The following is a 22,829-nucleotide window of genomic DNA, read 5'->3' as shown; positions in this document are numbered from 1 at the left end:
GATGCAGAGGGCGCGGACAAGCTGATCGGACATTTCAAGTCCGCCGCGCCAGCGATTCAAATATATGTCAATCGATAGTGGAGCCTATCCGATGGACCAGGCGTCATTTTCGTTGCGGGGCATTCATCCGCCTCGCATCATCTCCCAAGCCACGCCGCAACGCACCGGCATTCTCAAGACCCTTGTGGCGGTGTTGCACCTGTCCCGGCGGCTGCAGGCCGAACACGTCCTGCGACAGCACGCCGACCTGTTCGAGAAGCATGGCGAGCTGCTTGACCTGACGAAACTGCGGGATTTCTGACGACGCCGGGCGGCGTGCGCGACGCCCGTTCAGTTTTTCATCCCGAACGACGACGCTCTTGTCGTGACCGCGATCGGCCTTGGCACCCAGGGCGTTCTGATGCTGTTATGACTAACCCCGGTCGCAGCCGGCGGAGCGCGCCGCCTGCGCTGCGCTCTCATAGGCCTGCCGGAACTCCTGCGAGGCCGGCGCGAAGTGCTGCTTGGACTCGGCCTCCTGCGTCGCCGTGTTCAGCTCGAAGCAGCGCAGGGCATGCGCCCACGGGCTGTCGTCGTTGCTGATGATGACGAAGTCCTGCGGGAAGCTCTCGATATAGCTGACGTTGAATACGTCGCCCTGCTGCGGATAATAGACGCCGTTGGCCGGCGGGTAGACGTTGAAATCCGCATCCGTGAACCGCGCCTCGATGGTGCGCGCGTCCGTGATCCTGATCAGCACGTTGTGGCTGCGGACGCGCTGGTCGTTGTAGAAATCGTTGGTGTCGTAGGAACCGGTGACGGTCGCCTGGCCCTGCGCGCCGAAGCGATGGACGAGGTTGGCGGAGATCTCGGTGCCATAGACGAGGTTGCCGACGCCGAGCACGACCCCGAGCGGGATCGGGAGCATGGCGCGTAACCGCCCCTTTCCGTCGGCGCCTCGCCGGAACGGCGGCAGCGCCTGCGCGGCCAGCGCCAGCAGCACGCAGGCCGGCAGCACCAGAAAGCGCCACTGCACCAGCTTGTAGAGAATGTGGAGGAGCGTGTCGGTCAGCATGGCGAGGCTCGAGCGAAAGAAAGCCTATTTATGCCCGATCGACGACGGCGATTTGACGGCGGCGGCAAGGAGCTCACGATGTCAAGCGCAGGACATGATTCCTCGCCGTCACAAACGACGGACACCCAACGTCCTCGCGGGCCGTTCGGGAGTGGAAGGCGAGGGCGCCCTGAGGCAGACGCGGAACGTGAGACCTGCAACGCCGACGCTGATCCGCCGCGCGCACCGTCGATGCAACCGGAAGGTGTGCGGCCCGGCGGGGCCTCGGCTTTCTCTTGCTTTTTGCCTGGCCTATCGCAACTCCCGCCATTGACATATGCGCGCCATACGCCACGGTTAGGAACCAAGCAAGATGATGGCGAGGAGCAACATGGCCGAGACGGATATTGAAGTTCTCATGAACGCGCGCACGGTGCTGGTCGAGATGCGCCAGAACTGGATCAAGACCATTGCGGCGGGTTACAAGCAGGGTGAGACCGAAGCCGCGATCAAGGGCCTGATCGAGATCCAGCAAGCCATCGATGTGGTCGACGACGCGGCCCAGGAACAAGAGCTCGAGGAAGAACTCGAGGAGCTCAGCGAGGACTGACCGGACGCCCCGCCGGTCCCGGTCCCGGTCTCGGATGTGACGGCGCTGGAGCCTCGTCGGCCGTCGCGCGCATCATGCGCCCGTGGCACAGTATTCGCGCCAGAACTGCCGGTAGCCGGCCTCGACGTGCTGCGTGTAGACGGCGACATTGCCGGCCGCGGAACGCGCGATGCGCGCGGGAAGCTCCGCCCGTAGCTGGGCAAGATGCGCCGGCTGCGATGCGAAGTGCTTTGCGATACTGATGTAGCCGTCGTCATCGCCGGCCACCCAATCGTCGAGGCCGATCGCCGTCAGGATGCCTCCGGCCGCGCGCGAGGCCGCACCGCGGCCGAGCTTGGCCACGACCGGCACGCCCATGTAGAGCGATTCCCAGGTCGAAATGCCGCCGTTCTGCGGGAACGGATCGAGCGAGATGTCGATGGTCTGAAGAGCCCGCAGATGGTCGCTTCGCGGGCTCGAACCGAAGCAGGCGATCCGGTCCTGCGCGATGCCCTGCGCCACGAAACGGTCCACCAGCGCATCGCGCAGGAATGTTTCATCAAGGGCGACATGCTTGATGACGATCTTGGCGCCTTCGACCTCGCGCAGCAGTCTCGCCCACACCGCCAGCGCCTCGTCCGAGATCTTGTCGATCCGGTTGAAGACGCCGAATGTGAGATGACCGTTTGATAGCATCGGCAGCGCGGACGGCGTGGCATCCGTGATCGGATCGATCGTGATCACCGACGGCAGATCATAGACGGTTTCCGCGAACAGATGCCGGACATCTTGTGGGATCGTCATGGGGTCGGCGAAGAAATAGTCCATGGTCGCAACGCCGGTGCCGGTGCCGCTGCCCCAGGCCGTAACCTGGATCGGCGCCGGCTTGCGCGCAAACACCGCCATGCGATTGCCGGTGGTGTGGCCGGAAAGGTCGACGAGGATGTCGACGCCGTCGGCCTGGATGCGGTCTGCCAGTTCGTCATCCGACAGGTTGTTCGCATTCACCCAGACATCGGCCAGCGACTCGAAGGCAAGGGTGAACTGATCGCGTACAGCCGACGACGAGTAGCAGTTGATCTGGACCTTCGTCTTGTCGTGGCATCGCAGCACCGGCAGGAACGCAAACCCCGCCGAATGCCTCCTGAAGTCGGCCGACACATAGCCGACGATGATGCGCCGGTCCGGGTCGAGCGCGCGCGCGCCCAGCTTGCGCCGCGGGAATTTGCTGCCGACCGTATCCCACCAATAACGGCGCGTCGCCTGCTGGGCTGCGAAATCCGCCTGGCTGAGAAAATCCTGATAGAAGATCTTCTTCGTGATCGCTTCGTCGTAATCCGGCCGGATCGCGATGGCGCGGTCGAAATGCGCGATCGCACCGGCCGTGTCGCCCAGCCGTCCGAGACAGGCGCCGAGCAAAGTGAGGCCGACTTCGGAACTATTGTCCTGCTCGAGCACGCGCCTGCAGGCGACGATCGCCTGCGCCACGTTGCCTCTGAGCATGCTGATCTGGGCCTTGCCCTGCCATCCCAGTTTGAGCGTGGGCTCGCGCGCGACCGCGGCATCGAAATCGGCTTCGGCCTGGTCGATTCGACCCGCCAGTATATGCAGCCGGCCGCGATGGGCGCGCACCTCCGCCATGTCGGGCCTGATCTCGATCGCGGTATTGAAGGCCGCTTCCGCCAGCTCGAAATGCCTGAGTTCGAGATGCGCCAGCCCCTTGTTGACCCAGCCTTCGAAATGGCGCGGCGCCAGCGCCAGCGCCCGCTCGGCGCTGACGGCGGCAGCATCCCAGCGCCTGACCATCAGCTCCGCGACGCCGCGGTTGCACCAGGCGTCGGCGTCGTCGGGCTTGAGCTCGATCGCGCGGGTGAAGGCGGCGATTGCCGGCTCCGCCAGTTCCAGGCGCAGCAGGGCGATCGCCAGATTGCGCTGCGCGGTCTGGGAATTTGGCCGCAGCTTCACGGCCTTTTCCAGCAGGGCGCGGGCCTCGTCATAGCGTTTGAGGTTGATCAGCGCAAAACCGAGATTGGAATTGGCATCCGCTGAACCTGGATCGAGTGCGACGACGCGCTCGAGGATCTGCCTGCCTTCCTCGAACTGTCCGCATTCGATGACCGATACGCCGAGCAGATGCATGGCATCGAAGTAGGTGGGCAAATCCTGCAGCAGCTGCCGGCACAGCGACTGCGCCTCGGCATGGCGCCCGGCGCGATAGGCCGTCATCGCTGCCGGCAGCAACGTCTCCGCCTGCTTCTTCAGTTTCTTCTGCAGCCTGGCGTTCTGGAAGGCGCGGGATCCTACATTGCTGGCCAAGGCTCGTTCTCCAGGAATTTCTTTATGATTTTGCGCAGCCGCCAGGCTGGCGGTCACGCTCCGCCGTGTCTGATCGCGCGACACTGCCCACCTTCACCCGGCAAAATTTACCCAGTACATGGTTAGCGGCTGGTTAACGGTGAGGTTCCGTGGATGTGCGAGGCCGCCGCCGGGGTCGTGCGGGGATGCTCACGCAGCTTCTGCATATGCACCCTGCGCGACTGCGGCTTGACCGCAGATTGCCGGACGACACAGTTGCGCATCGTGCCTGCTCAAATGAATCGCCATGAGGAAACGTCCGGCTTCGCCCCTGACTCGCGTCAGGCCTGGGTGCGGCTCGGCCTTGCGCTGCTGATCGGCTCGATCGGCGGGGTCGGCATGTGGTCGGTCGTGGTGGTGCTTCCGGTGGTCCAGGCCGAATTCGGCGCGAGCCGGGCCGCGGTGTCGCTGGCCTATACGCTGACGATGTTCGGCTTCGGGTTCGGCGGTGTCATCGTCGGCCGCATCACCGACCGGTTCGGCATCGTCGCGGCGATGGGCCTCAGCATCGCCTTGACCGGCGCGGCCTACGTGCTGGCGGGCGTGTCGACGACGCTGTGGCAGTTCCAGGCAGTCTATTTCCTGATCGGAATGGGCACCTCGGCGACCTTCGCGCCGCTGATGGCGGAAGCCTCGCACTGGTTCGACCGCTATCGCGGCCTCGCCGTAACGGTCGTCGCGGCCGGCAGCTATGTCGCCGGGACGATATGGCCGCCGCTCGTGACGTTCGGCATCCAGCGCGCGGGATGGCGCACCACGCATATCGCGATCGGACTGTTCTGCGCGGGTGCGATGACGCTGCTGCTGTTGGTGCTGCGCGCGCGGATGAGCGGCACCGGCGCGCAAAGCCATGTCCAGGCGCCGCCGCCGCGGCTCGACCTCGGCATTTCCGCCAACACGCTCACGGTTCTGCTCTGCATCGCCGGCGTTGCCTGCTGCGTGGCGATGGCGATGCCGCAGGTCCATATCGTCGCCTATTGCGGCGATCTCGGCTATGGCGTCGCCCGCGGCGCCGAGATGCTGTCGCTGATGATGGGCTTTGGCATCGTCAGCCGTATCGGCTCCGGCTTCCTCGCCGACCGCATCGGCGGCGTGCGCACGCTGCTGATCGGCTCGCTGGCCCAGGGTTTTGCGCTCATGTTCTACCTGTTCTTCGACAGCTTGAACTCGCTCTATTTGATCTCGGCGATGTTCGGCCTGTTCCAAGGTGGCATCGTGCCTGCTTACGCGATCATCATCCGCGACACCATGCCGGCGCGCGAGGCGGCCACGCGGGTCGGCATCGTGGTCTTCGCCACCGTGGCCGGCATGTCGTTCGGCGGCTGGGTCTCTGGCGTGATCTTCGATGCTACCGGCTCCTATGCCGCAGCCTTCGCCAATGGCGTTGCCTGGAACGCCGTCAACGTCTCGATCGTGCTGAGCCTGTTGATCCTGGCACGGCGGCACCGGGCGGTCGCCGCCTGACGGTCCCGACCGCAGTTGCCGCGGCAGCTCTCAGAGACCGTTCACCAGCCGGCGCGCCGCCTTCAACCCGTTCTGGTCGCGCTTATAGAAGGTCCAGCCCTTGGCGCGCTTGGCCTTGACCAGGCCGGCCGCGGTCAGGACGCGCATGTGCTCGCTCAAGGTCGGCGCGGAGACGCCGAGCTTGTCGGCGATGAAGATGCCGCAGACGCCGTCCCTGACCAGGTCGCCATCGGCCTGCGGCGGAAAATGCCGGCGCGGCTCCCGCAGCCAGTCGAGGATCTGCAGCCGCCTGTCGTTGGCCAGCGCGCGAAAAATCAACTCCGGCTTCATTTCGTGACTTTGCCAATTAGCTAATCCATGTCAAGGGTGGCGTCGGAAGAACAGTGAGGTGAAGCATGTCCGATGCGCCGAGATCGGTGAACCGCGACGGGATCGCGGCGACCTATGGGCTGATCCGACCTCATGTCCGCCATACGCCGCTGGTCACGGTCGATGCCGCCGAGTTCGGCCTGCCGCCGATGCGATTGCGGCTGAAGCTCGAATTCATGCAGCATGCGGGCTCGTTCAAGGTGCGCGGTGCGTTCGCCAATCTTCTGACCCGCGAGGTTCCGGACGCCGGTGTGGTGGCTGCGTCCGGCGGCAACCATGGCGTCGCGGTCGCGTTGGCGGCGAGCCGGCTGGGCAGGAGGGCGGCGATCTTCGTGCCGACCATCGCCTCGCCATCGAAGATCGAACTGATCAAGCGCTATGGCGCCGAGATCCATGTCGGCGGCGAGCGTTACGCCGATGCGTTGGCCGCGAGCGAAGCGATGGTGACCAGTACCGGAGCGATCCCGATCCACGCCTTCGATCAGGCCGAGACCATGCTGGGGCAGGGCTCGGTCGGGCTCGAAATCGAGCGCGACGCTGACGATATCGACACGCTGCTGGTCGCTGTGGGCGGCGGCGGGCTGATCGGCGGCATCGCCGCCTGGTACGAGGGCCGGATCAAGGTCGTGGCGGTCGAGCCGGCTGGCGCGCCGACCTTGCGCGATGCGCTCGCGGCCGGTCGGCCCGTCGATGCGCCCGCCGGCGGCATCGCCGCCGACAGCCTCGCGCCCCGGCGGATCGGCGAGCTGATGTTTCCGATCGCCCGTGACTTCGTCGCGCCCGACGTCGTGCTGGTTGATGACGACGCCATCCGCGCCGCGCAACGCGCGTTGTGGGCGAACCTGCGCGTCGTGACCGAGCCGGGCGGCGCGGCCGCCTTCGCGGCCTTGCTATCGGGTGCCTATCGCCCGGCGCCGTCCGAGCGCGTCGCGGTTCTGCTCTGCGGCGCCAACACCACGGCGGTGAATTTCGAGAGCTGATTGGCGCGGTAACCGAGAAGCAATCCAGGACCTCACGCAGGTCTCCGGATTGCTTCCTCGCCAACTCCTCGCAGTGACGGCATTTGCCCGAACGACGCTAATCTTCCGCGACCGCATCGCCCCAGGCATGGAAGATCTCGGTGGCGCCGCTGTTGGTGGCGCCGTCGCGCAGCACGATGCTCGGGCAGGCGAACTTCATCGGTAGCGTCTGCACCGGCGCCTGCTCGACGTCGAACTTCGCCGCGAGCGCCGACTGCACCCCGGCCGGCAGCCGCGTATCCGCACCGACGATGTCGCCCTCGCTGGCATCGATCCGTGGCTGGTGGATGGCCTGATCCAGATCCATGCCGAAATCCATCACGAAGGACAGCAACTGCGTCACAGCCGGGAGGATGCGGCGGCCACCGGAGGCGCCGAGCGCAAGACGACGGCCGTCGGCGGCTTGCGCCACCACGGGCGTGTAGTTGGTGAGGCAGCGCTTCCCGGGCGCAAGCGAATTGGTCGTGCCCGGCGTCGGGTCGAACCACATGATGCCGTTGTTCATCATGATGCCGCTCTGCGGAGTCTGGAATTTCGAGCCGAAGCTCGACAGCAGCGTCTGCGTCACCGCGGCCATATTGCCGTCGCGATCGACCACCGAATAATGCGTCGTACAGGCAGGCGCGAGATATTCGGCGCCGAGCGCGCGGCGTCCTTCGGCATCGCCCATGCCGTTGAGCCGTTCGCGATAGGCCGATTGCAGGGCCTCGACATAAGCGAGATAGGCGGCGGCGTTCGGGGTGCCGCCCGACTGCAGGTTCGCTTGCAGCAGGCGCAGCGTATGCGCCAGCGTGGGACCGGCGGTCAGCTCCGGTGTCGCGAACACGGTGCCGCCGCGGTAGGGAATTTTCAGCGGCTCGCGCACATGCGCCTTGAAGGCCGCGAGGTCTTCGACCGACAAGGCCCCGCCGGCGGCCTGGATGTCGCGGCTGACGGAGCGGGCGAGATCGCCCTCGTAGAAGTCGCGCGCGCCCGCACTGGCGAGATGCGCGAGCGTGGCCTTGAGCTGCTCCTGGGGTAGCCGCACCACCGATTTGATGCCCCATTGCGGGTTCGGCGGCAGGCCGTCTTTCAAGTATGCCGCGGCGCTGGCGCTGTAGCGGCGCAGATCGGCGGCCGCGCTCGAGATCATGACGGTGGTCCACCAGTCCACCAGCAGTCCTTCGCCGGCGAGCGCCACGCTCGGCGCGAGCAGGTCTTTCCAGGGCAGCTTGGCGTAACGCTTGCGTGCTTCCTCCATGCCGGCGACCACGCCGGGCACGGCGATGGAGCCAGGGCCGTGCAGATTGCGGTCGTCCTTGACCCGCGCCCAGGGGAAGATGTCGGCGGCAACGCCGCCATCTTTGCTGAGCGGATAATCCTCGATGCGCAGGCTGTCCGGCGTGCGCATGCCGTAGTCGATCACCTCGACCCGGTTTTCCTTGGCGCGATAGAGCACCATGGCGCCGCCGCCGCCAATGCCGCTCATCCAGGGTTCCAGCACGCCGAGCGCAAAGCCGGTGGCCACCAGCGCATCGACGCAGTCGCCACCGGCGGCCAGCACCTCCGCGCCGATCTCGGCCGCGCGGCGCGATTGTGCGGCGACGATGCCGCCTTTCGAGCTGACTGCTGGCTTTCTGATCTCTTGGCGGTGGGAGAAGTGGTTCGGCATGGCGGCTCCTTGCGACGTCGATGGCGCTGGTCGGCGCCGGAACACGGGCGAATTGACACCGCGCGACGGCGCGAGGCAATCCGCGAAAGCGGCTGGCCGCTGCGACGTCAGCGAATGGTCAGGTCCCCGCGCCGGTGAGGATGTATTTACCTTTAGCCACTATGGTCGTTTGCAGACCAGATCGATCTCGATCAGCGCATCATAAGCGAGCCCGGTCACGCCGACACAGGTGCGGGCAGGCAGCCGGTCTACGGGGAAGAATGAACGATAGGTTTCATTCATTGCCGCGTAATCCTGCTTGAAGCGCGTCAGGTAAATCCTAGCCATCACAATATGTTCGAGGCCAAGGTTGAGACCTTGGAGTATGTACTTCAAGTTCTGCATCACCGCCTTCGTCTGATCGATGATGCCGTCCGGCAGCACGCCCGGTGCTTCTGGTGAGTCCGGCATCTGGCCGGTGACGAACACGAAGCCGTCGGTCTCCACGGCGTGGCTGAATGGCGCGACGGGCCTGGTCGCGCCGGGGATCATGTGGAATTGCATGGTTTGGTCCTTTCCGTGATTGATTCTGTGGGGTGAGCGAAGCGACGCGAGGCGGCGCGTGCCCACCCTCCCAGTGTCGTCGCTCAGCGGTGGGCACGCTTGCTTTGCCCACCCTGCGAGTTGAGTGGAAATCAGCTTCCGTCCCCGAACAGCCGTTTGCTCAGGATCGCGTGCACGCCCCAATTGCCGTCGACCACCTGCGTCACGCCGAAGTCGACGGCGGCTGACATCAAGGCGATCGCCTCGTCCTCGCTGAGACCTTTGCTCTGCATCAGGAACCGGCGCATCTTGCGGAACGCGTCCTTCATTGCGAGGTCGAGCGAGGAGGTCGCGTAGACCTCGCTCTGCCCCTGCGCGCCGAACTCGGCGAGATAGTTCGGGTGACTGAAACCCGTCAGCACCCAATCGGTGGCGGTCTCGATCAACGGATAGCTGAGATCGGCAAACGGCTTGCCGGCGAGCTGGCCCTTCTTGTGCAAAATCACCTGAAAGGTGCCGGTCATCGAGCACTCGATCGCGGTGCCGGAGAGTTCGCCGTCGCCCTGGGTCGCATGGGGATCGCCGACCGAGAGCAACGCGCCGGGGACTGCGACCGGCAGATAGACGGCCGCGCCCTTGCCGAGCCGCCAATTGTCGAGATTGCCGCCGAAATAGGAGGGCGGAATCGAATCGACGAAGTCGACCTCGCGCGGGGCGACGGCGATGACGCCGAAATGTGGCCGCAGCGGAATCCGGATGCCGTCGAGCACGCCGTGGCGGCGCTTGACGCTACCGGGCGCAATGGGGATGCCGGGATAGTCGTAGGTCGCGTGCACGACGCCGAACGGATCGGTCTGTGGCTCCCAACGATAGGAATAGAGGGCGCGTGCATGCGGCTCGGAATCGTCGGCGAAGATCTCGTAGATCGTCACCGCCTCGCGCGGCGTCGGCCCGCCCAAGAACTCATTGTAATGATAGCCCCACCAGGCGGCGACGCTGGAGCCGAACACGCGCCCCGCATAGGCCGGACTGCGGCTCGGTCGCGGCACGATGTCGACGACCCGCACCTCCAGCACGTCGCCCGGCTGTGCGTCCTTGATCGCGACGGGGCCGGTGCAGATATGCACGCCAAAGCCCTCGCCGGCGCCACGGCCGAATACGCTGGCGTCCATCGGGCCGGCGCCGCGGCGATCGACATTCTTCTTCTCTCTCGTCCAGCCGAACACGCTCTCCGCGTCGGCATCGCCCACGATCATCCGCTCGGGATCATCGGAGGCGTGCTGGGTCAGCGTCTCGATCGTGATGGTGTCGCCCGAGGCGATCTCGAGAAGCGGCGGCAAGGAACGGCTGAAATAGCCCCAATGCACGCGGTCGGCGGCGACCGAGAGATGATGGGCATGCGCCGCTTGCCTGTCACGATCGTTGGCCGGCGCCGGCAAGTTCGTTTCGACCCTGGCGCCAAGCGAAGTTTGCGGGGCGCGCGCCTGCGCCAGCGCCGCGAGCGGCCAGCCGCGCTGTCCGCGCGGTGCCGCCGCCGATCCTTGCTCTGCCTTCTGCTGTCGGAATTCACGCGGTGACAGGCCGAAGCGCTGGCGGAAGCTGCGGCTGAAATGCGCGGAATCGGCAAAGCCGTAGCGATAGGCGATCTCGGAGATTGAATGGCTGGCTTCGGCGGGATTGGAGAGATCGGCCAGCGCGCGCTGCAGCCGCCGTTCGCGGACATAATGGCTGAAATTGTCGCCGGCGCCTTCGAACAGCTTCTGCAGGTAACGCTCGGAAATGCCTTCCGCCTGCGCAACGCGTGCCGGCGTCAACTCGGCATCGTCGAGCCGCCGCTCGATGGTCTGGCAGATCCGATGCAAGGTCGCGGCCTGCGCCGCGCTGCTGCAGCCATCATTGATGGGGGCCGCCTGCTGATGGGCCAATGTGAGCAGCAGGTCGATCAGGGATTGCGCGACGGTGCTCCATTCGGCATCGCTCAAGCCTTCGAGCGATCGTGCCGCCGCCTCCAGCGTGCGGCAGAACACATCCGCCAAGCCGTTCGGCTGGATCACTTGGGGTCTGGCGAGCTTGAGCTTGCCGCCGATACGGCCATGCAGGGCTTCTGACGTCACTGACAGGGCAAGCGCGCGCAGGTCGCGCTGAAACGCGATGCTCCATTCGCTCGCACGCGGCAGCAGCACGAGATGCCCGGCGGGTACGATGCGGTGGCCGTCCTTGCTCTTGAGAACGGCCCCATCCTCGATCGGAAGAAGTGCGATCGGCAGATCCTCGTGCGGCTGCGCGAGTGGTGCGACGGCCTGCGGTCCCGCCGCAAGCCGCGTCAGCGCGAGGCCGGGGGCATTGCGATGCGATGCGGTCGCGTGGCCGTCATAGAAGGAGGCGTTCGACGCGGGCTGCAGCCCGATCGCGTTCAGGACGTCGCGCCACGCTTCAGGACGATCGTCCTGTGCATAGGATTCGCTGGTGAAAGGGCGAAAACTCATGGGACTGCTCGACACCCCCAGGGTCAAGCAACCACCGTGCCAGATGAGCTTCACCATTGGGCGCTGGAGCGGCGGCCTATCGACGCGTGTGACGTTCAATCGTCTCTCAATGACTCATTGTGTCCAGTGCGATCGCCGCGGGCGGTCTGTTCCCCCCCAAGGGGGGAGGGAGCGCACCGCATTCTTTGGCGGCGGATCCGATCCTACTCACACCGGAAGACGTTCTTCCGGATGGTGCCGTGAACGCCCCAATTGGCATCGACCACCTGGGTGACGCCAAAATCGGCACCGACCGACATCAGCGAGATCGCTTCATCCTCGCTCAGATGATGCACCGTCATCAGGAACCGGCGCAGCTTGCGGAAGGCATCACGCATCGCGCGGTCGAGGCTGGAGTGATTGGCAATGTCGGTTTGCGCGTTGGCGCCGAGCTCGGCGAGATAGTTCGGATAGGTAAAGCCGTACACCGACCAGGCCTGATCGGTTTCAAGCAGAGGATGGGTGAGGCCTTCGAGCGGCGTGCCGCCGAGCTCGTTGTTCTTGTGAAGGATGAACTCGAAGTCGCCGGTCAATGATGTCTCGATGGCGGTGCCGCCGAGCTCGCTGTCGCCCTGCGCGGCATGCGGATCGCCGACCGAGAAGAAGGCGCCGGGCACGGCCACCGGGTAATAGATCCGCGCGCCCTTGCCGATGCGCCAGTCGTCGATATTGCCGCCGGTATAGCCGGGCGGAATCGAGGAGACGAAATCGGCTTCCGTCGGCGCAAGCCCCATCGTGCCGAAATGCAGCCGCGCCGGCACCTTGATGCCGGGCAGGATGTTCTCGCGTTTGGCGATCGTGGCGTGATCGACACGCACCCCGGGATAATCGATGGTCGCGTGCACGATGCCGTCGGGGTCGGTCTGCGGCGTCCACACATAGTTATACACCGCCTTGGCATGAGGCTCGCCCGCGGTGTCGAGCTCGAAGATGGTGATCACCTCGCGCGGCTTCGGCTCCTCGATCAGGTCGTGATAGTGGAAGCCCCAGTTCGCCGCGACATTGGAGCCGAAGCATTTTCCGGCGTGGCAGCCGCATTGGCTCGGCCGCGGCCGGATGTCGAGGATGCGCACTTCCAGCACATCGCCGGGCTCGGCGCCTTCGATCGCCACGGGGCCGGTGAGCAGGTGGACGCCGAGGCCTTCGCCGGAGCCACGGACGAACGGACCTTCGGTGGGCCCCGCGCCGCGGCGCGCGACCGCCTTGTGCTCGCGCGTCCAGGCGAACACGCTCTCGGCGCCGGGATCGTCCTTGATCATGCGCTCGTAGTCGTCATTGGCATGATGCGTCAGAGTCTCGATGGTGGCGCGATCGCCGGAGCGCAGCGTCAGGGCCGGGGCAACCACTTTGCTGAAATAGCCCCAATGAACGGTTTTGGACGAAACCGGCAGCAGATGATGTCTCATGCAAGGGCCTCTTTGCGCACAGATCTGGGAAGAGTTCGGATTGGATCTGGTCCTGGCCTCATGGTTCGAGACGGCTCTGCGCGCCTCCTCACCATGAGGGTCTGACGTGTTGCTGCGTAAAAGGTCCTCATCCTGAGGAGCCCGCCGCAGGTGGGCGTCTCCAAGGATGGCCACGCAAAGGATGCCGCTGCGGCGTTTACTGCCAGAGCCGTTCGCCTTGCTGTATGGGATATCATCGCACGGACTCCTTCTGCCGCTCCGCATCCATCACAGAGAGGAAGCGCGCGGTCAGCGGGTGGCGCGGGTTGGACAACACCTCGTGCGCCGGGCCTTCCTCCAGGATCACCCCGCCGGTGAGGAAGGCCACGCGGTCAGCGACCTCGTCAGCAAAGCGAATCTGATGCGTGGAGATGATCATGGTCAGCCCGTCGTCGATCGCGAGCCGGCGGATCACCTCCAGCACCTCGTTGACGAGCTCGGGGTCGAGCGCCGAGGTCGGCTCGTCCAACAACAGCACGCTGGGATTGGGCGCAAGCGCACGGGCGATCGCGACGCGCTGCTGCTGGCCGCCGGACAGATGCCGAGGCAATGCGTTGGCGCGATGGCTGAGGCCGACGCGGTCGAGAAGCTCCGTTGCCCGGCGATCGGCTTCGAAACGTCCCATGCCGTGAACCCAGCGCAAGGGACCGGCGATGTTCTCCTTCGCCGAGAGATGGGCGAACAGGTTGAATTGTTGGAACACCATGCCGACGCCGACATTGGCGCGCTCGTTGGCGATCGCGCGCGGTGACAGAGCCCGGCCGTCTTCACCGTGACCGAGGCGCTTGCCGCCGACGCGCACCAAGCCGGAATCCCAGTTCTCCAGATGATTGATGCAGCGGAGCAGGGTGCTCTTGCCCGAGCCGCTGGGGCCGAGCAGCGCGACCACTTCGCCGATGCGCACGGTGAGATCGAGGCCGTCGAGGACGGCGTGGCCGTCATAGCTCTTGCGCAGATCCTTGACCTCGACCGCGATGTTGTTGCGGGCGATGGTGGCGGCGCGCCTGGCGCGGTCCTCGCTGGTGAGCGCGAGCGGCGGCGTCTCCTTCAGCTCGGCCGGTTCGGGCGCCGCGGTGTCGGTCGCGGGGCCGGTTGTCTCGGCCAACGCCAGCTTGGTCGCGAGATCGATGCGGCGCCACGGCAGATAGTCCGCGAGCCGGCGCTGCTTCGTGCTGCGATCGAGATCGAGCAGCCATTCCAATCCGAGCTGGACCACGCTGACCGCGCCGGTCAGCACGAGATAGAGCAGGCCGGAGGCGAAGAAGATCGAAAAGAAATCGAAGGTGGAGGAGGCGAGCTGGGTCGAGCGCAGCGTCAGCTCCTGCACCGCGATCACCGAGGCGAGCGAGGAGTTCTTCAGCGCACTCACCGCTTCGTTGCCGAAGGCGGGGATCATGGTGCGGATCGCCTGCGGGGCGATGATCCGCCGCATCAGGACTGCCGGCGTCATGCCCAGCGCCTGTCCCGCAAGCAGCTGGCCGCGATCGACGCCAAGCACGCCGGCACGCAGCATTTCGGCGATGAAAGGGGCTTCGTTGCAGGCGAGCGCAAGTCCGGCGGCCAGTACCGCCGGCAGCTTGATGCCGATATGCGGGAGCGCGTCGTAGGCGAACACCATCTGCAGGATCAGCGGCGTGCCGCGGAAGATCACGGTGTATCCGCGCGCCAGTGCGGCGAGCGGCCAGAAGCGGCTGAGCTGCATGGCCGCGATGATCACGCCGAGCATCAAGCCGCCGATCAGCCCGAGCGCCGTGACCTGCAGGGTCAGCTCGATGCCCTGGAGCAGGTATGGCAGGCTGAGATAGTGCAGGAACAGGGACATCGGTGAAGAAGGCCTGACGAGTTGCGGCTAGGTTGGTTCGGCGAGCCGTCATTGCGAGCGAAGCGAAGCAATCCAGAACCGAAAAAGGCTGGATTGCTTCGTCGCTTCGCTCCTCGCAATGACGAATTCCCTGTTTCTATGGCCGAGGTTCTTCCCCCTCTCCCAAGGGGAGAAGGGGAATCGGCGGGGGACGCTCATGGGAGCAAATCGTACGAACGCTCAATCCGCCTGGAGGATATCCGGCTCCTTGAAGTTGGCGGGATCGAGCTCCCACTTCTTCAACAGCTCCTGGTGAATGCCGGCCTTCTGCACCTCGATCAGCGCGGCGAGCACAGCATCACGGAATTTCGGCTTGTCCTTTGGCACGGCGATGCCGACCGAATAGGGGATCGTCACCGCGATCGCCTTCTCGAGCTTGTCGGGATAGGCCTTCACGGCCTGGTCCACCGTGTTGACGTCGTTGATGTAGGTATCGGCGCGTCCGGCCAGGATCGCCTGGATACAGTTGGCGTTGTTGTCGTAGAGCTGCAGCGTCGGTTCCGGCTTGCCGGCTGCCTTGCACTTCGGTCCCATGTCCTGCACCAGCGGCACCTCGACGAAGCCGGTATTTTCCGCGGCGGCCGCGCCGCACAAGGTCATGTCGATGCCGTGAATGCCCTTCGGATTGCCCTTGGCGACCAGCACGCCGTCGAACACTTTCGAATAGGTGATGAAGTCGGCGGCCTTGGCCCGCTCCTTGGTGGCGTAGATATCGGAGATCACGATGTCGGCCTGGCCGCTCGCGAGCGTGGTCAAGAGCGCTGCGAAGGTCACCGGCTTGTAGGTCAGCTTGAAGCCGAGGCAGTCGCCGATGGCTTCACCGAGATCGATGTCGAAGCCGACATATTTGCCGGGATCCTTGGGATCGATCGATTCATAACCCGGCGTGTGCGGGTTGATCGCGTTGACCAGCGTCTTGCCTTTCCAGTCCGGAAATTTGTCCTGCAGCGTCGCGCAGCCCGCGGGCGTCGCGGCCTGCACGCCGACAGGCGCCAACAGTCCCGCCGCGATCACGGCGCCGAACGCGGCAAGACACGCGCGCCGCGCCTTGGTGAATAGCCAATTCTGCATGTTGCCAGCTCCTTCGAACGGTGATGGTTGCGTGGTCCGGCGGTGCTGTGATGCCGCCGCCGCGGTCCAAGCTCGAAGGCAAGCTTAGGTGTGCGTGCGCACGGAAAACTTGTCCGTAGGCGCACAATAAGTTGCATCGCTGTAGGTCAGAGATTGAGCAGAGCTTGCCCAAAAACTATCCGCGTCAGTCCGACCCGGACATTGGTCAGCGCTCGTGTCTGAGGTGAAGCGTCGCGGACTTACGCCTACTGATCATTGCCGCGTGCCCGCTGAGGCTATGCAAGTGTGCATCGCGAGACCTTGCGCCGTGGGCTTGGCTGGCGCGTTGCGGCCGACTACTGTGCCGCCATTCGACGTCGAGTGTATGGGGCGATCTCGTTGGTTAGGTATCTGCAATGATGTTCCGTTTGACGGAACAGCTGTCGTTTGGCCGAGTCCTGATGCGGACTCTGATCGTCCTCGCCTATCTCATCATCTTCGCGCCCGTCGTGATGATCGTGGTCACGAGCTTCTTTGCGCAGGAGCTGATCAGTTTCCCGCCGCCGGCGCTCTCCCTGAAATGGTACGCCAACGCATGGGACAAGCCCGAATTCCTGCGCGGCCTGCTCACGAGTTTCCAGGTCGCCCTCTTGGCGGCGGCGATCGGCGTGCCGATCGGCACGGCTGCCGCGCTCGCCATCGTGCGCGGCGAGTTCCCGGGACGCCAGGCCTTGAGCTCCTTCCTCCTGGCGCCGCTCGCCGTGCCCGGCGTGGTCGCCGGCTCCGGCCTCTATATGCTCTACGTGCTGGCCGAGGATTTTTTTGACCGCGATATCAAGGCGACCACCGAAGGGCTGGTGGTGGCGCACTCGCTGCTCGCAATCCCCTGGACCGTGCGTCTTGTGGTAGCGAGCCTGCAAGGGCTCGACCGCAGAGCTGAAGAGGCGGCCGCCAATCTCGGCGCTGGTCCGTTCACCGTGTTTCGCCGCATCACCTTGCCGATGATGCGGCCGGGCATCGTCGCCGCGGCGATGTTTTCCTTCATCCAGAGCTTCGAGAATCTCGACCTCTCGATGCTGCTCGTCGGCCCCGGTCGGATCACGCTTCCCGTCGCGATGCTGAACTATCTCGAATTCCGGATCGATCCCACCCTGGCTGCGGTGGCGACCGTCCAGATCACTCTGGTTGGCCTGCTGATGCTGGTGACCGACCGCTTCGTCAAACTCTCCCGGGTCGTTTGATGTCGCGGCTGTCTCTTGAAAAATTGAGCAAGCGCTTCGGCACCTCGGTCGCGGTCGACGAACTCGATCTCACGATCCAGCAGGGCGAACTGGTTGCGCTGCTCGGCCCCTCCGGCTGCGGCAAGACCACCACCTTGCGGATGGTCGCGGGCTTCCTGCCGCCAACCGGTGGCCGCGTGCTGTTCGACGCCGAGGATGTCACGAGGTTGCCGGCCCACAAGCGCGGCACCGGCATGGTGTTCCAGTCCTACGCGCTGTTTCCGCACATGACGACGGCCGACAATGTCGGCTTCGGACTCGAAATGCGCGGGCTGAATGCAGCGGAGCGCAAGGCGAGGATCGACGAGGCGCTCAGGCTCGTGCGGCTGTCGCATCTTGCCGATCGCTTGCCGCGTCAGCTCTCCGGCGGCCAGCAGCAACGCGTGGCGTTGGCGCGGGCGCTGGTGATCAACCCGCGCATCTTCCTGCTCGACGAGCCTCTGTCCAATCTCGATGCCAAATTGCGCAGCGAGGTGCGGCTGGAGATCCGCGCGCTGCAGCAGCGCCTGGGCCTGACCACCTTGATGGTCACGCATGATCGCGAGGAGGCGCTGACCATGGCCGATCGCCTCGTCGTCATGGAGGGCGGCCGGGTGCGCCAGATCGGCACGCCGCAACAGCTGTACGACACGCCGAGCGACGCCTTCGTCGCGGACTTCGTCGGGCGCTGCAACATCCTGCTCGGCCGCCGCGAAGACGCCTCTCACTTCCGCACCGAGGGCGGCCTGCTGCTGCCGGTCGACTCGGCTGCGGATGAATGCAAGGATGCGACTGCCTTTGCGCTGCGGCCGGAGCGCATCGTGCTGCAGGTGGATGCGACCGCAGGGCTGCAGGGGCGATTGCAGGCCGTCACCTATATGGGCCCGCAGACCGAATATGTGATCGCAGTAGGCGATGAGACCCTGGTGGTGGTCCGCCAGACACCGAGTGCCGGTGAGCCGCTCGCTGCGCTCAGGCCCGACGACTTCGTGTCCCTGCAATGGGACCACAAGGCTCCGCGCCTTGTCCCGCAAACATCAGCATGAGTGAGAGGTCATCATGATTTCGCGACGCCATTTTCTCTCTGCAACCGCCGGCGCTGCGGCGTTGGCCTCCGCTTTCCCTGCGCGCGCCGAAGGTGGCCAGGTCGTGGTCGGCACCTGGGGCGGCGACTATGGGCAGCTGCTGAGCGATATCATCGACAAGCCGATCCTGGTGCCGAAGGGCTACGAGATCGTACAGGACATTGCCAACAATGATCCGCGCAAGACCAAGCTGCTCGCCGAGCGACAGAGCCGGCGTGGCTCGATGGATGTTGCGTGTCTCTCCGACGGCGACATGTACATCGTTGCGCAATCGGGCACGTTCGATCCGGTCGACGCCAAACAGGTGACGCGGCTCGACAAGGTGTTTCCGGAGCTGAAGAGCGAGATCGCGATCCCGCACATCTATTCCGCGCAGGTCATCCTCTACAACACCAACCTGGTGAAGACACCGCCGCAATCCTTCGCCGACCTGTGGGATCCGAAATGGCGCGGCCGGGTCGGCCTCGCCGACATCCTTTATCCCAACAACACGCTGGCTGCAGCGCTGGCCGGCGGCGGCGGCCCGTCCAATCTCGACCCGGCCGAGAAGAAGCTGATGGAATGGCGCTCGCTCGACGTGAAGATCTATCCGTCGAACGAGGCGTTGGCGGCGGCGCTGAAGTCGGAGGAGGTGTGGCTGACCACGATGTGGCTTGCCCGCGGCTTCCAGTGGAAGAAGGCCGGCATTCCCTTGAACCACGTGGTCGCCAAGGAAGGCGCGCCGGCGATCGTATTCCAGGCCTCGGTGCCGAAGAACGCCAGGAACAAGCCGGGCGGCTTCGCCTACCTCGATGCCATGCTGGACGCCAAGGCCCAGGTCGCGTTCTGCGACAAGATGGGCTACGTGCCCACCGTGTCGGATGCGGTGCTGTCGGAGGATCTCGCCAAGCAGGTCAGCCTCAACGAGGCCGAGCGCGCCCGTCTGTTGAAGCCGGACTATGCCTACGCCGCTGGCCGCACCCAGCGTACGCAGGACTTCTGGAACAAGGACTTCAAGGGCTAGATCTAGGGGCTCGATGATGGCGCTGCTGGTGGTTCCCGCCTGTCTGCTGGTGCTGGCCCTGCTGGTCGGGCCGATGATCCTGATGTTTCGGATCTCGCTCAACCAGTTCAGTCCGACCCAGCTGATGGTGCAGGCCTTCACGCCCGAGAATTATATCAAGGCCGCGACCGACCCGTATTACCAGCAGATCATCGTCTCGACGCTCGGCATCGCGCTGCTTTGCACCCTGCTGACGCTTGTGCTCGCCTTTCCGGCGGCCTACTGGCTCGGCCGCATCGAGAGCCGCTGGAAGAGTTTCGTGGTGATCGCGACGCTGTTTCCGCTGCTGGTCGGCAACGTCGTGCGCTCGGCCGGATGGATGGCGTTGTTCTCGCGTGACGGCCTGCTCAACACCGCGCTGGAAAAAGTCGGCCTGATCTCCGAGCCATTGGAGATCATGTACACGCCGAAGGCGGTCATCCTCGGCATCATCGCGGTGGTGCTTCCTTACATGATCCTGACCATCGCATCCGTGATCGAAAGCATTCCGCACGATCTCGAGGATGCGGCCGCCAATCTCGGCGCCTCCGGAGCGCGCGTGTTCTGGAGGGTCATCTTGCCGCTGTCCGCGCCGGGTGTCGCGGCGGGCTCGATCCTGGTGTTCGTGCTTTGCATGAACACCTATGCAACAGCGGTGCTTCTCGGCGGTCCCAAATTCAAGATGATGGCTCCGGCCGTCTACGACCAGTTCGTGCGTGGCAACAATTGGCCGATGGGAGCCGCGCTCGCCTTCATGCTGCTGGCGGTGACGATGGCATTCACGGTGTTTGGCAGCGTCGCTTTCGCGCGACGGTACAGGACGGCGTAGGGCGATGATAATGATTGCCGTCATTGCGAGGAGCGTCAGCGACGAAGCAATCCAGACCTGCTTTCCGACTCTGGATTGCTTCACTTCGCTCGCTATGACGACAACTGATTGGAATACAAGGAAACGAGAGCATGACTGAACAGGCCGACATCCTTCCGGGCGACGAACTCGCGCATATCAGGAACAAGGGTGAAGTGCCGATCGTGCCGAAGGCGACCTCGCGCGATCGCGGCACGGGTCCGTTCAGGCGGCTGGCGCTGCGCGGGGCCACGGTGATTGACGGCACCGGCGCGCCGCCGATCGGTCCCGTCGACATCGTCGTCGAGAACGGCCGCATCGTCAGCATCAAGAAGGTGGTCGGCTATGGCTACGACGCCGGTTCAGGCCAGCCGGCCGATCATGAGATCGACTGCCGCGGCAAATGGGTGACGCCGGGCTTCGTCGATTGCCACGCCCATGCCGGCGTCGCCTATCATTCGGCGAACGGCTGGGTGCCGCCGGTCGATTATGTCTACAAGCTGTGGCTGGCGCATGGCGTCACCACGGTCCGCGAGATGGGCTCGATGAACGGGCTGTCCTGGATGATCGACCAGCGCGAGCGCGCCCAGGCGAACACGATCGCGGCGCCGCGGCTGTTGGCCTACGCCTATTTCCCGGCCGTCAACGACATGGTCAAGACGATTTATACGCCGGAGCAGGGCCGCGCCTGGCTGCGCGACGTGAAGGCGCGCGGCGCGGACGGCATCAAGTTCTTCGGCGCGCCGCCGGCGATCATGGAGGCGGCGCTCGACGAGTGCAAGAAGCTCGGCCTGCGCGCCGGATGCCATCACGCGCAGATGGCGGTGTCGCGCATGAACGCGTTGACCACCGCGCGCTGGGGCCTGACCAGCGCCGAGCACTATTACGGCCTGCCGGAGGCGCTGTTCGAGGATCGCGTGATCCAGAACTTCCCGCTCGACTACAACTACACCGACGAATATTTCCGCTTCTCGGTGTCGGGCCAGATGTTCCGGCAGGGCGCCGAACCCGGCTCGGCGAAGTGGAATGAGGTGCTGGAGCAGTTCCTGGAGCTCGGCTTCACCTTCGTTCCGACATTCACGATCTATGACGCCAACCGCGATTTGATGCGCGCGCGTCAGGCCTATTGGCACAAGGATTACACCTGGAAGTCGATGTGGGACTACTTCACCCCGCAGCGCGGCGGCCACGGCTCCTACTGGTATCGCTGGTCGACCCAGAACGAGATCGAGTGGAAGGAGAATTACCGGCTCTGGATGGCCTTCATCAATGAATACAAGAACCGAGGTGGCCGGGTCTGCACCGGCTCCGATTCCGGCTTCATCTACCAGATTTTCGGCTTCGGCTATGTGCGCGAACTGGAGCTGCTGCAGGAGGCCGGCTTCCATCCGCTGGAGGTGATCCGCTCGGCGACATCGCAAGGCGCGGCGCTGTGCGGTCTCCAGGACGAGATCGGCACCATCGACATCGGCATGCGCGCCGACATGCTGGTGCACGACCACAACCCTCTGACCGATTTCAAGCTGCTCTACGGCACCGGCGCGATGCGCTTCAATGATGCCTCCAACGCGGTCGAATGGCATCGTGGTCTGAAATACACGATCAAGGACGGCATCATCTACGACACCGAGGAACTGCTGGCCGACGTGCGCGAACTGGTCAAGGCGAGCTGGGAAAGCGACGTCCCGGAGAAGTACGCAGCCAAGGATGCCGCGGCGCCATGAGCGCTGACATCATCGACTTCTTCGTCCTGACCGGCTTTCTCGGCTCGGGCAAGACCTCGCTGCTGCGCGATCTCCTGCTGGGGGCGGCAGCGGCCGACACCGCCGTGATCGTCAACGAGGTCGGCGAGATCGGGCTCGACGGCGTGATCCTGCGCGAGAGCGGGGACGATGTGCCGATGGCCATGCTCTCCAACGGCTGCGTCTGCTGCCAGATCGGCTCCGACCTTGCATTCACGATCGACCGCCTGATCATGGCGCCGCGCCCTGCAGGCGCGGGGCCGTTGCGGCGAATCATCCTGGAGACGTCCGGCCTGTCGATGCCGGGTCCGGTGTTGCGCCAGCTCGCGACCTTGGCCGAGCATCGGATGCGCGTCGCCGTGATCGGCACCTACGATCTCACGCGGGGCGCGGCGGTGGCTGCCTTCGAGGAGGCGGCGGCGCAATGGGCGGCGTCGCACCGCATCGTCGCGACCAAGGCCGACCTGCTCGGATCAGAAGGCTTGGCCAAAGCGCCGGACGCGATCGCCAGCATCAATCCGGTCGCCGAGGTGGTTGTGACCGCCGATCGCGCCTTGGCCGTGAAGATCGCCTTCGCGCCGCTGATGGCGGCGCTGCCGTTGCGCGAACCGGCGCCGATGCTGACATCGGCGCATCCGCGGCTGGCGTTATGTCTGGCGCGGCCGGCGGGCGGACTCGCTTATTCCGATCTCGCTGCCTGGCTCGATAACCTTGCCGGCGCGCTTGGCGAACGCCTGCTCCGCATCAAGGGGCTGGTCGGGGTTCACGAGGCGCCGCGACCGCTCCTGATCGAGAGTGTCGGCACGGTGTTCTCGCCCCCGCGCCAGCTCTCTGCTGAGAATCCGCCGCAGCCCTTCATCGTGGTGATCGCGCGTGATGTCGCGCGGGTTGAGATCGAGCAGGTCGCGCCAGCGGGTCTGTTCACCTACACTTGGCGGCAGCCGGAGACCGCGCTGGATGCGCCCACAATCAAAGCGGAATGGGTGAGCTGA

General features: G+C 65.0%; 19 protein-coding genes. 10 read left to right on the top strand and 9 right to left on the bottom strand.

Translation table 11 applies throughout. From position 1 onward, the window contains the following. Positions 1–64 precede the first annotated feature (64 nt). Positions 65–301 (top strand): hypothetical protein, encoded by a 237-nt coding sequence (locus QXZ85_RS06180; protein WP_315701221.1) that lies wholly within the window; start codon positions 65–67, stop codon positions 299–301. Positions 302–412: 111 nt separating this feature from the next. Here the strand turns inward: QXZ85_RS06180 and QXZ85_RS06175 are convergent, their stop codons facing one another. Further along, positions 413–1,054 carry a hypothetical protein gene (locus QXZ85_RS06175; RefSeq protein ID WP_315701220.1) on the bottom strand — a complete coding sequence of 214 codons (642 nt, stop codon included), beginning with the start codon at positions 1,052–1,054 and terminating at the stop codon, positions 413–415. A gap of 370 nt (positions 1,055–1,424) precedes the next feature. On the opposite strand from QXZ85_RS06175, the gene QXZ85_RS06170 reads away from it, so the two are divergent. Then, on the top strand, positions 1,425–1,643 hold the full coding sequence (locus QXZ85_RS06170; RefSeq protein WP_315767193.1) for a hypothetical protein: 219 nt from the start codon (positions 1,425–1,427) through the stop codon (positions 1,641–1,643). Between the two features lie 72 nt (positions 1,644–1,715). Here the strand turns inward: QXZ85_RS06170 and QXZ85_RS06165 are convergent, their stop codons facing one another. Continuing rightward, positions 1,716–3,938 (bottom strand): tetratricopeptide repeat protein, encoded by a 2,223-nt coding sequence (locus tag QXZ85_RS06165; protein ID WP_316168272.1) that lies wholly within the window; start codon positions 3,936–3,938, stop codon positions 1,716–1,718. Between the two features lie 276 nt (positions 3,939–4,214). On the opposite strand from QXZ85_RS06165, the gene QXZ85_RS06160 reads away from it, so the two are divergent. After that, the gene (locus QXZ85_RS06160) at positions 4,215–5,441 is read left to right on the top strand and encodes an MFS transporter (RefSeq protein ID WP_315763729.1); all 1,227 of its coding nucleotides are present in this window, start codon (positions 4,215–4,217) and stop codon (positions 5,439–5,441) included. Between the two features lie 30 nt (positions 5,442–5,471). Here QXZ85_RS06160 and QXZ85_RS06155 read toward each other — a convergent pair whose 3' ends face one another. Beyond that, on the bottom strand, positions 5,472–5,771 hold the full coding sequence (locus QXZ85_RS06155; protein ID WP_315743010.1) for a helix-turn-helix transcriptional regulator: 300 nt from the start codon (positions 5,769–5,771) through the stop codon (positions 5,472–5,474). Between the two features lie 65 nt (positions 5,772–5,836). Here QXZ85_RS06155 and QXZ85_RS06150 point away from each other — a divergent pair, with 65 nt between their 5' ends. After that, positions 5,837–6,790 carry a threonine/serine dehydratase gene (locus QXZ85_RS06150; protein ID WP_315701215.1) on the top strand — a complete coding sequence of 318 codons (954 nt, stop codon included), beginning with the start codon at positions 5,837–5,839 and terminating at the stop codon, positions 6,788–6,790. A 97-nt stretch (positions 6,791–6,887) separates the two neighbouring features. Here the strand turns inward: QXZ85_RS06150 and QXZ85_RS06145 are convergent, their stop codons facing one another. From QXZ85_RS06145 to QXZ85_RS06120, 6 genes are all read right to left on the bottom strand, one after another. Further along, entirely contained in the window at positions 6,888–8,480 is a 1,593-nt protein-coding gene (locus tag QXZ85_RS06145; RefSeq protein ID WP_315743008.1) for a gamma-glutamyltransferase family protein, read from the bottom strand. Positions 8,481–8,639: 159 nt separating this feature from the next. Beyond that, positions 8,640–9,023, bottom strand: a complete 384-nt coding sequence (locus QXZ85_RS06140) for a RidA family protein (RefSeq protein ID WP_315701213.1) — start codon at positions 9,021–9,023, stop codon at positions 8,640–8,642. Positions 9,024–9,154: 131 nt separating this feature from the next. Beyond that, entirely contained in the window at positions 9,155–11,488 is a 2,334-nt protein-coding gene (locus tag QXZ85_RS06135) for an acetamidase/formamidase family protein (protein WP_316168273.1), read from the bottom strand. 203 nt (positions 11,489–11,691) lie between these two features. After that, on the bottom strand, positions 11,692–12,933 hold the full coding sequence (locus QXZ85_RS06130) for an acetamidase/formamidase family protein (RefSeq protein WP_315767197.1): 1,242 nt from the start codon (positions 12,931–12,933) through the stop codon (positions 11,692–11,694). A 232-nt stretch (positions 12,934–13,165) separates the two neighbouring features. Further along, a complete protein-coding gene (locus tag QXZ85_RS06125) occupies positions 13,166–14,794 on the bottom strand; it encodes an amino acid ABC transporter permease/ATP-binding protein (RefSeq protein ID WP_315807003.1) in 1,629 nt (542 codons plus the stop codon). A gap of 219 nt (positions 14,795–15,013) precedes the next feature. Continuing rightward, positions 15,014–15,904 (bottom strand): ABC transporter substrate-binding protein, encoded by an 891-nt coding sequence (locus QXZ85_RS06120; RefSeq protein ID WP_316168274.1) that lies wholly within the window; start codon positions 15,902–15,904, stop codon positions 15,014–15,016. A gap of 395 nt (positions 15,905–16,299) precedes the next feature. Here QXZ85_RS06120 and QXZ85_RS06115 point away from each other — a divergent pair, with 395 nt between their 5' ends. The 6 genes from QXZ85_RS06115 to QXZ85_RS06090 all read left to right on the top strand — a co-directional run bounded on the left by QXZ85_RS06115 (position 16,300) and on the right by QXZ85_RS06090 (position 22,829). Beyond that, positions 16,300–17,124: an ABC transporter permease gene (locus QXZ85_RS06115; protein WP_315701207.1), complete on the top strand. Its 825-nt coding sequence runs from the start codon at positions 16,300–16,302 to the stop codon at positions 17,122–17,124. After that, positions 17,124–18,188, top strand: coding sequence for an ABC transporter ATP-binding protein (locus QXZ85_RS06110; RefSeq protein ID WP_315701206.1), 1,065 nt, complete (start codon positions 17,124–17,126; stop codon positions 18,186–18,188). The genes QXZ85_RS06115 and QXZ85_RS06110 overlap by 1 nt, the downstream gene beginning before the upstream one ends. 13 nt (positions 18,189–18,201) lie before the next feature. Next, positions 18,202–19,230: an extracellular solute-binding protein gene (locus QXZ85_RS06105; RefSeq protein WP_315701205.1), complete on the top strand. Its 1,029-nt coding sequence runs from the start codon at positions 18,202–18,204 to the stop codon at positions 19,228–19,230. A 16-nt stretch (positions 19,231–19,246) separates the two neighbouring features. Continuing rightward, positions 19,247–20,077, top strand: coding sequence for an ABC transporter permease (locus QXZ85_RS06100; protein WP_315701204.1), 831 nt, complete (start codon positions 19,247–19,249; stop codon positions 20,075–20,077). A gap of 131 nt (positions 20,078–20,208) precedes the next feature. Continuing rightward, positions 20,209–21,819 carry an amidohydrolase family protein gene (locus tag QXZ85_RS06095; protein WP_315701203.1) on the top strand — a complete coding sequence of 537 codons (1,611 nt, stop codon included), beginning with the start codon at positions 20,209–20,211 and terminating at the stop codon, positions 21,817–21,819. Next, complete coding sequence (locus QXZ85_RS06090; protein ID WP_315701202.1) at positions 21,816–22,829, top strand: CobW family GTP-binding protein; 1,014 nt, start codon at positions 21,816–21,818, stop codon at positions 22,827–22,829. The genes QXZ85_RS06095 and QXZ85_RS06090 overlap by 4 nt, the downstream gene beginning before the upstream one ends.

It is taken from the genome of Bradyrhizobium sp. SZCCHNGR1005, assembly GCF_032489995.1.
In the GTDB taxonomy this organism is placed as follows: Bacteria; Pseudomonadota; Alphaproteobacteria; order Rhizobiales; family Xanthobacteraceae; genus Bradyrhizobium.
Note: the sequence above shows the minus strand (reverse complement) of the source record. Positions and strands in the feature narration are given on the sequence as shown.

What these genes read in the sequence shown, in the direction of transcription:
- QXZ85_RS06180 (WP_315701221.1), top strand. Translation starts at nt 65, where the DNA reads ATGTCAATCGATAGTGGAGCCTATCCGATGGACCAGGCGTCATTTTCG.
- QXZ85_RS06175 (WP_315701220.1), bottom strand. Translation starts at nt 1,054, where the DNA reads ATGCTGACCGACACGCTCCTCCACATTCTCTACAAGCTGGTGCAGTGG.
- QXZ85_RS06170 (WP_315767193.1), top strand. Translation starts at nt 1,425, where the DNA reads ATGGCCGAGACGGATATTGAAGTTCTCATGAACGCGCGCACGGTGCTG.
- QXZ85_RS06160 (WP_315763729.1), top strand. Translation starts at nt 4,215, where the DNA reads ATGAATCGCCATGAGGAAACGTCCGGCTTCGCCCCTGACTCGCGTCAG.
- QXZ85_RS06155 (WP_315743010.1), bottom strand. Translation starts at nt 5,771, where the DNA reads ATGAAGCCGGAGTTGATTTTTCGCGCGCTGGCCAACGACAGGCGGCTG.
- QXZ85_RS06150 (WP_315701215.1), top strand. Translation starts at nt 5,837, where the DNA reads ATGTCCGATGCGCCGAGATCGGTGAACCGCGACGGGATCGCGGCGACC.
- QXZ85_RS06145 (WP_315743008.1), bottom strand. Translation starts at nt 8,480, where the DNA reads ATGCCGAACCACTTCTCCCACCGCCAAGAGATCAGAAAGCCAGCAGTC.
- QXZ85_RS06140 (WP_315701213.1), bottom strand. Translation starts at nt 9,023, where the DNA reads ATGCAATTCCACATGATCCCCGGCGCGACCAGGCCCGTCGCGCCATTC.
- QXZ85_RS06135 (WP_316168273.1), bottom strand. Translation starts at nt 11,488, where the DNA reads ATGAGTTTTCGCCCTTTCACCAGCGAATCCTATGCACAGGACGATCGT.
- QXZ85_RS06130 (WP_315767197.1), bottom strand. Translation starts at nt 12,933, where the DNA reads ATGAGACATCATCTGCTGCCGGTTTCGTCCAAAACCGTTCATTGGGGC.
- QXZ85_RS06125 (WP_315807003.1), bottom strand. Translation starts at nt 14,794, where the DNA reads ATGTCCCTGTTCCTGCACTATCTCAGCCTGCCATACCTGCTCCAGGGC.
- QXZ85_RS06120 (WP_316168274.1), bottom strand. Translation starts at nt 15,904, where the DNA reads ATGCAGAATTGGCTATTCACCAAGGCGCGGCGCGCGTGTCTTGCCGCG.
- QXZ85_RS06115 (WP_315701207.1), top strand. Translation starts at nt 16,300, where the DNA reads ATGATGTTCCGTTTGACGGAACAGCTGTCGTTTGGCCGAGTCCTGATG.
- QXZ85_RS06110 (WP_315701206.1), top strand. Translation starts at nt 17,124, where the DNA reads ATGTCGCGGCTGTCTCTTGAAAAATTGAGCAAGCGCTTCGGCACCTCG.
- QXZ85_RS06105 (WP_315701205.1), top strand. Translation starts at nt 18,202, where the DNA reads ATGATTTCGCGACGCCATTTTCTCTCTGCAACCGCCGGCGCTGCGGCG.
- QXZ85_RS06100 (WP_315701204.1), top strand. Translation starts at nt 19,247, where the DNA reads ATGGCGCTGCTGGTGGTTCCCGCCTGTCTGCTGGTGCTGGCCCTGCTG.
- QXZ85_RS06095 (WP_315701203.1), top strand. Translation starts at nt 20,209, where the DNA reads ATGACTGAACAGGCCGACATCCTTCCGGGCGACGAACTCGCGCATATC.
- QXZ85_RS06090 (WP_315701202.1), top strand. Translation starts at nt 21,816, where the DNA reads ATGAGCGCTGACATCATCGACTTCTTCGTCCTGACCGGCTTTCTCGGC.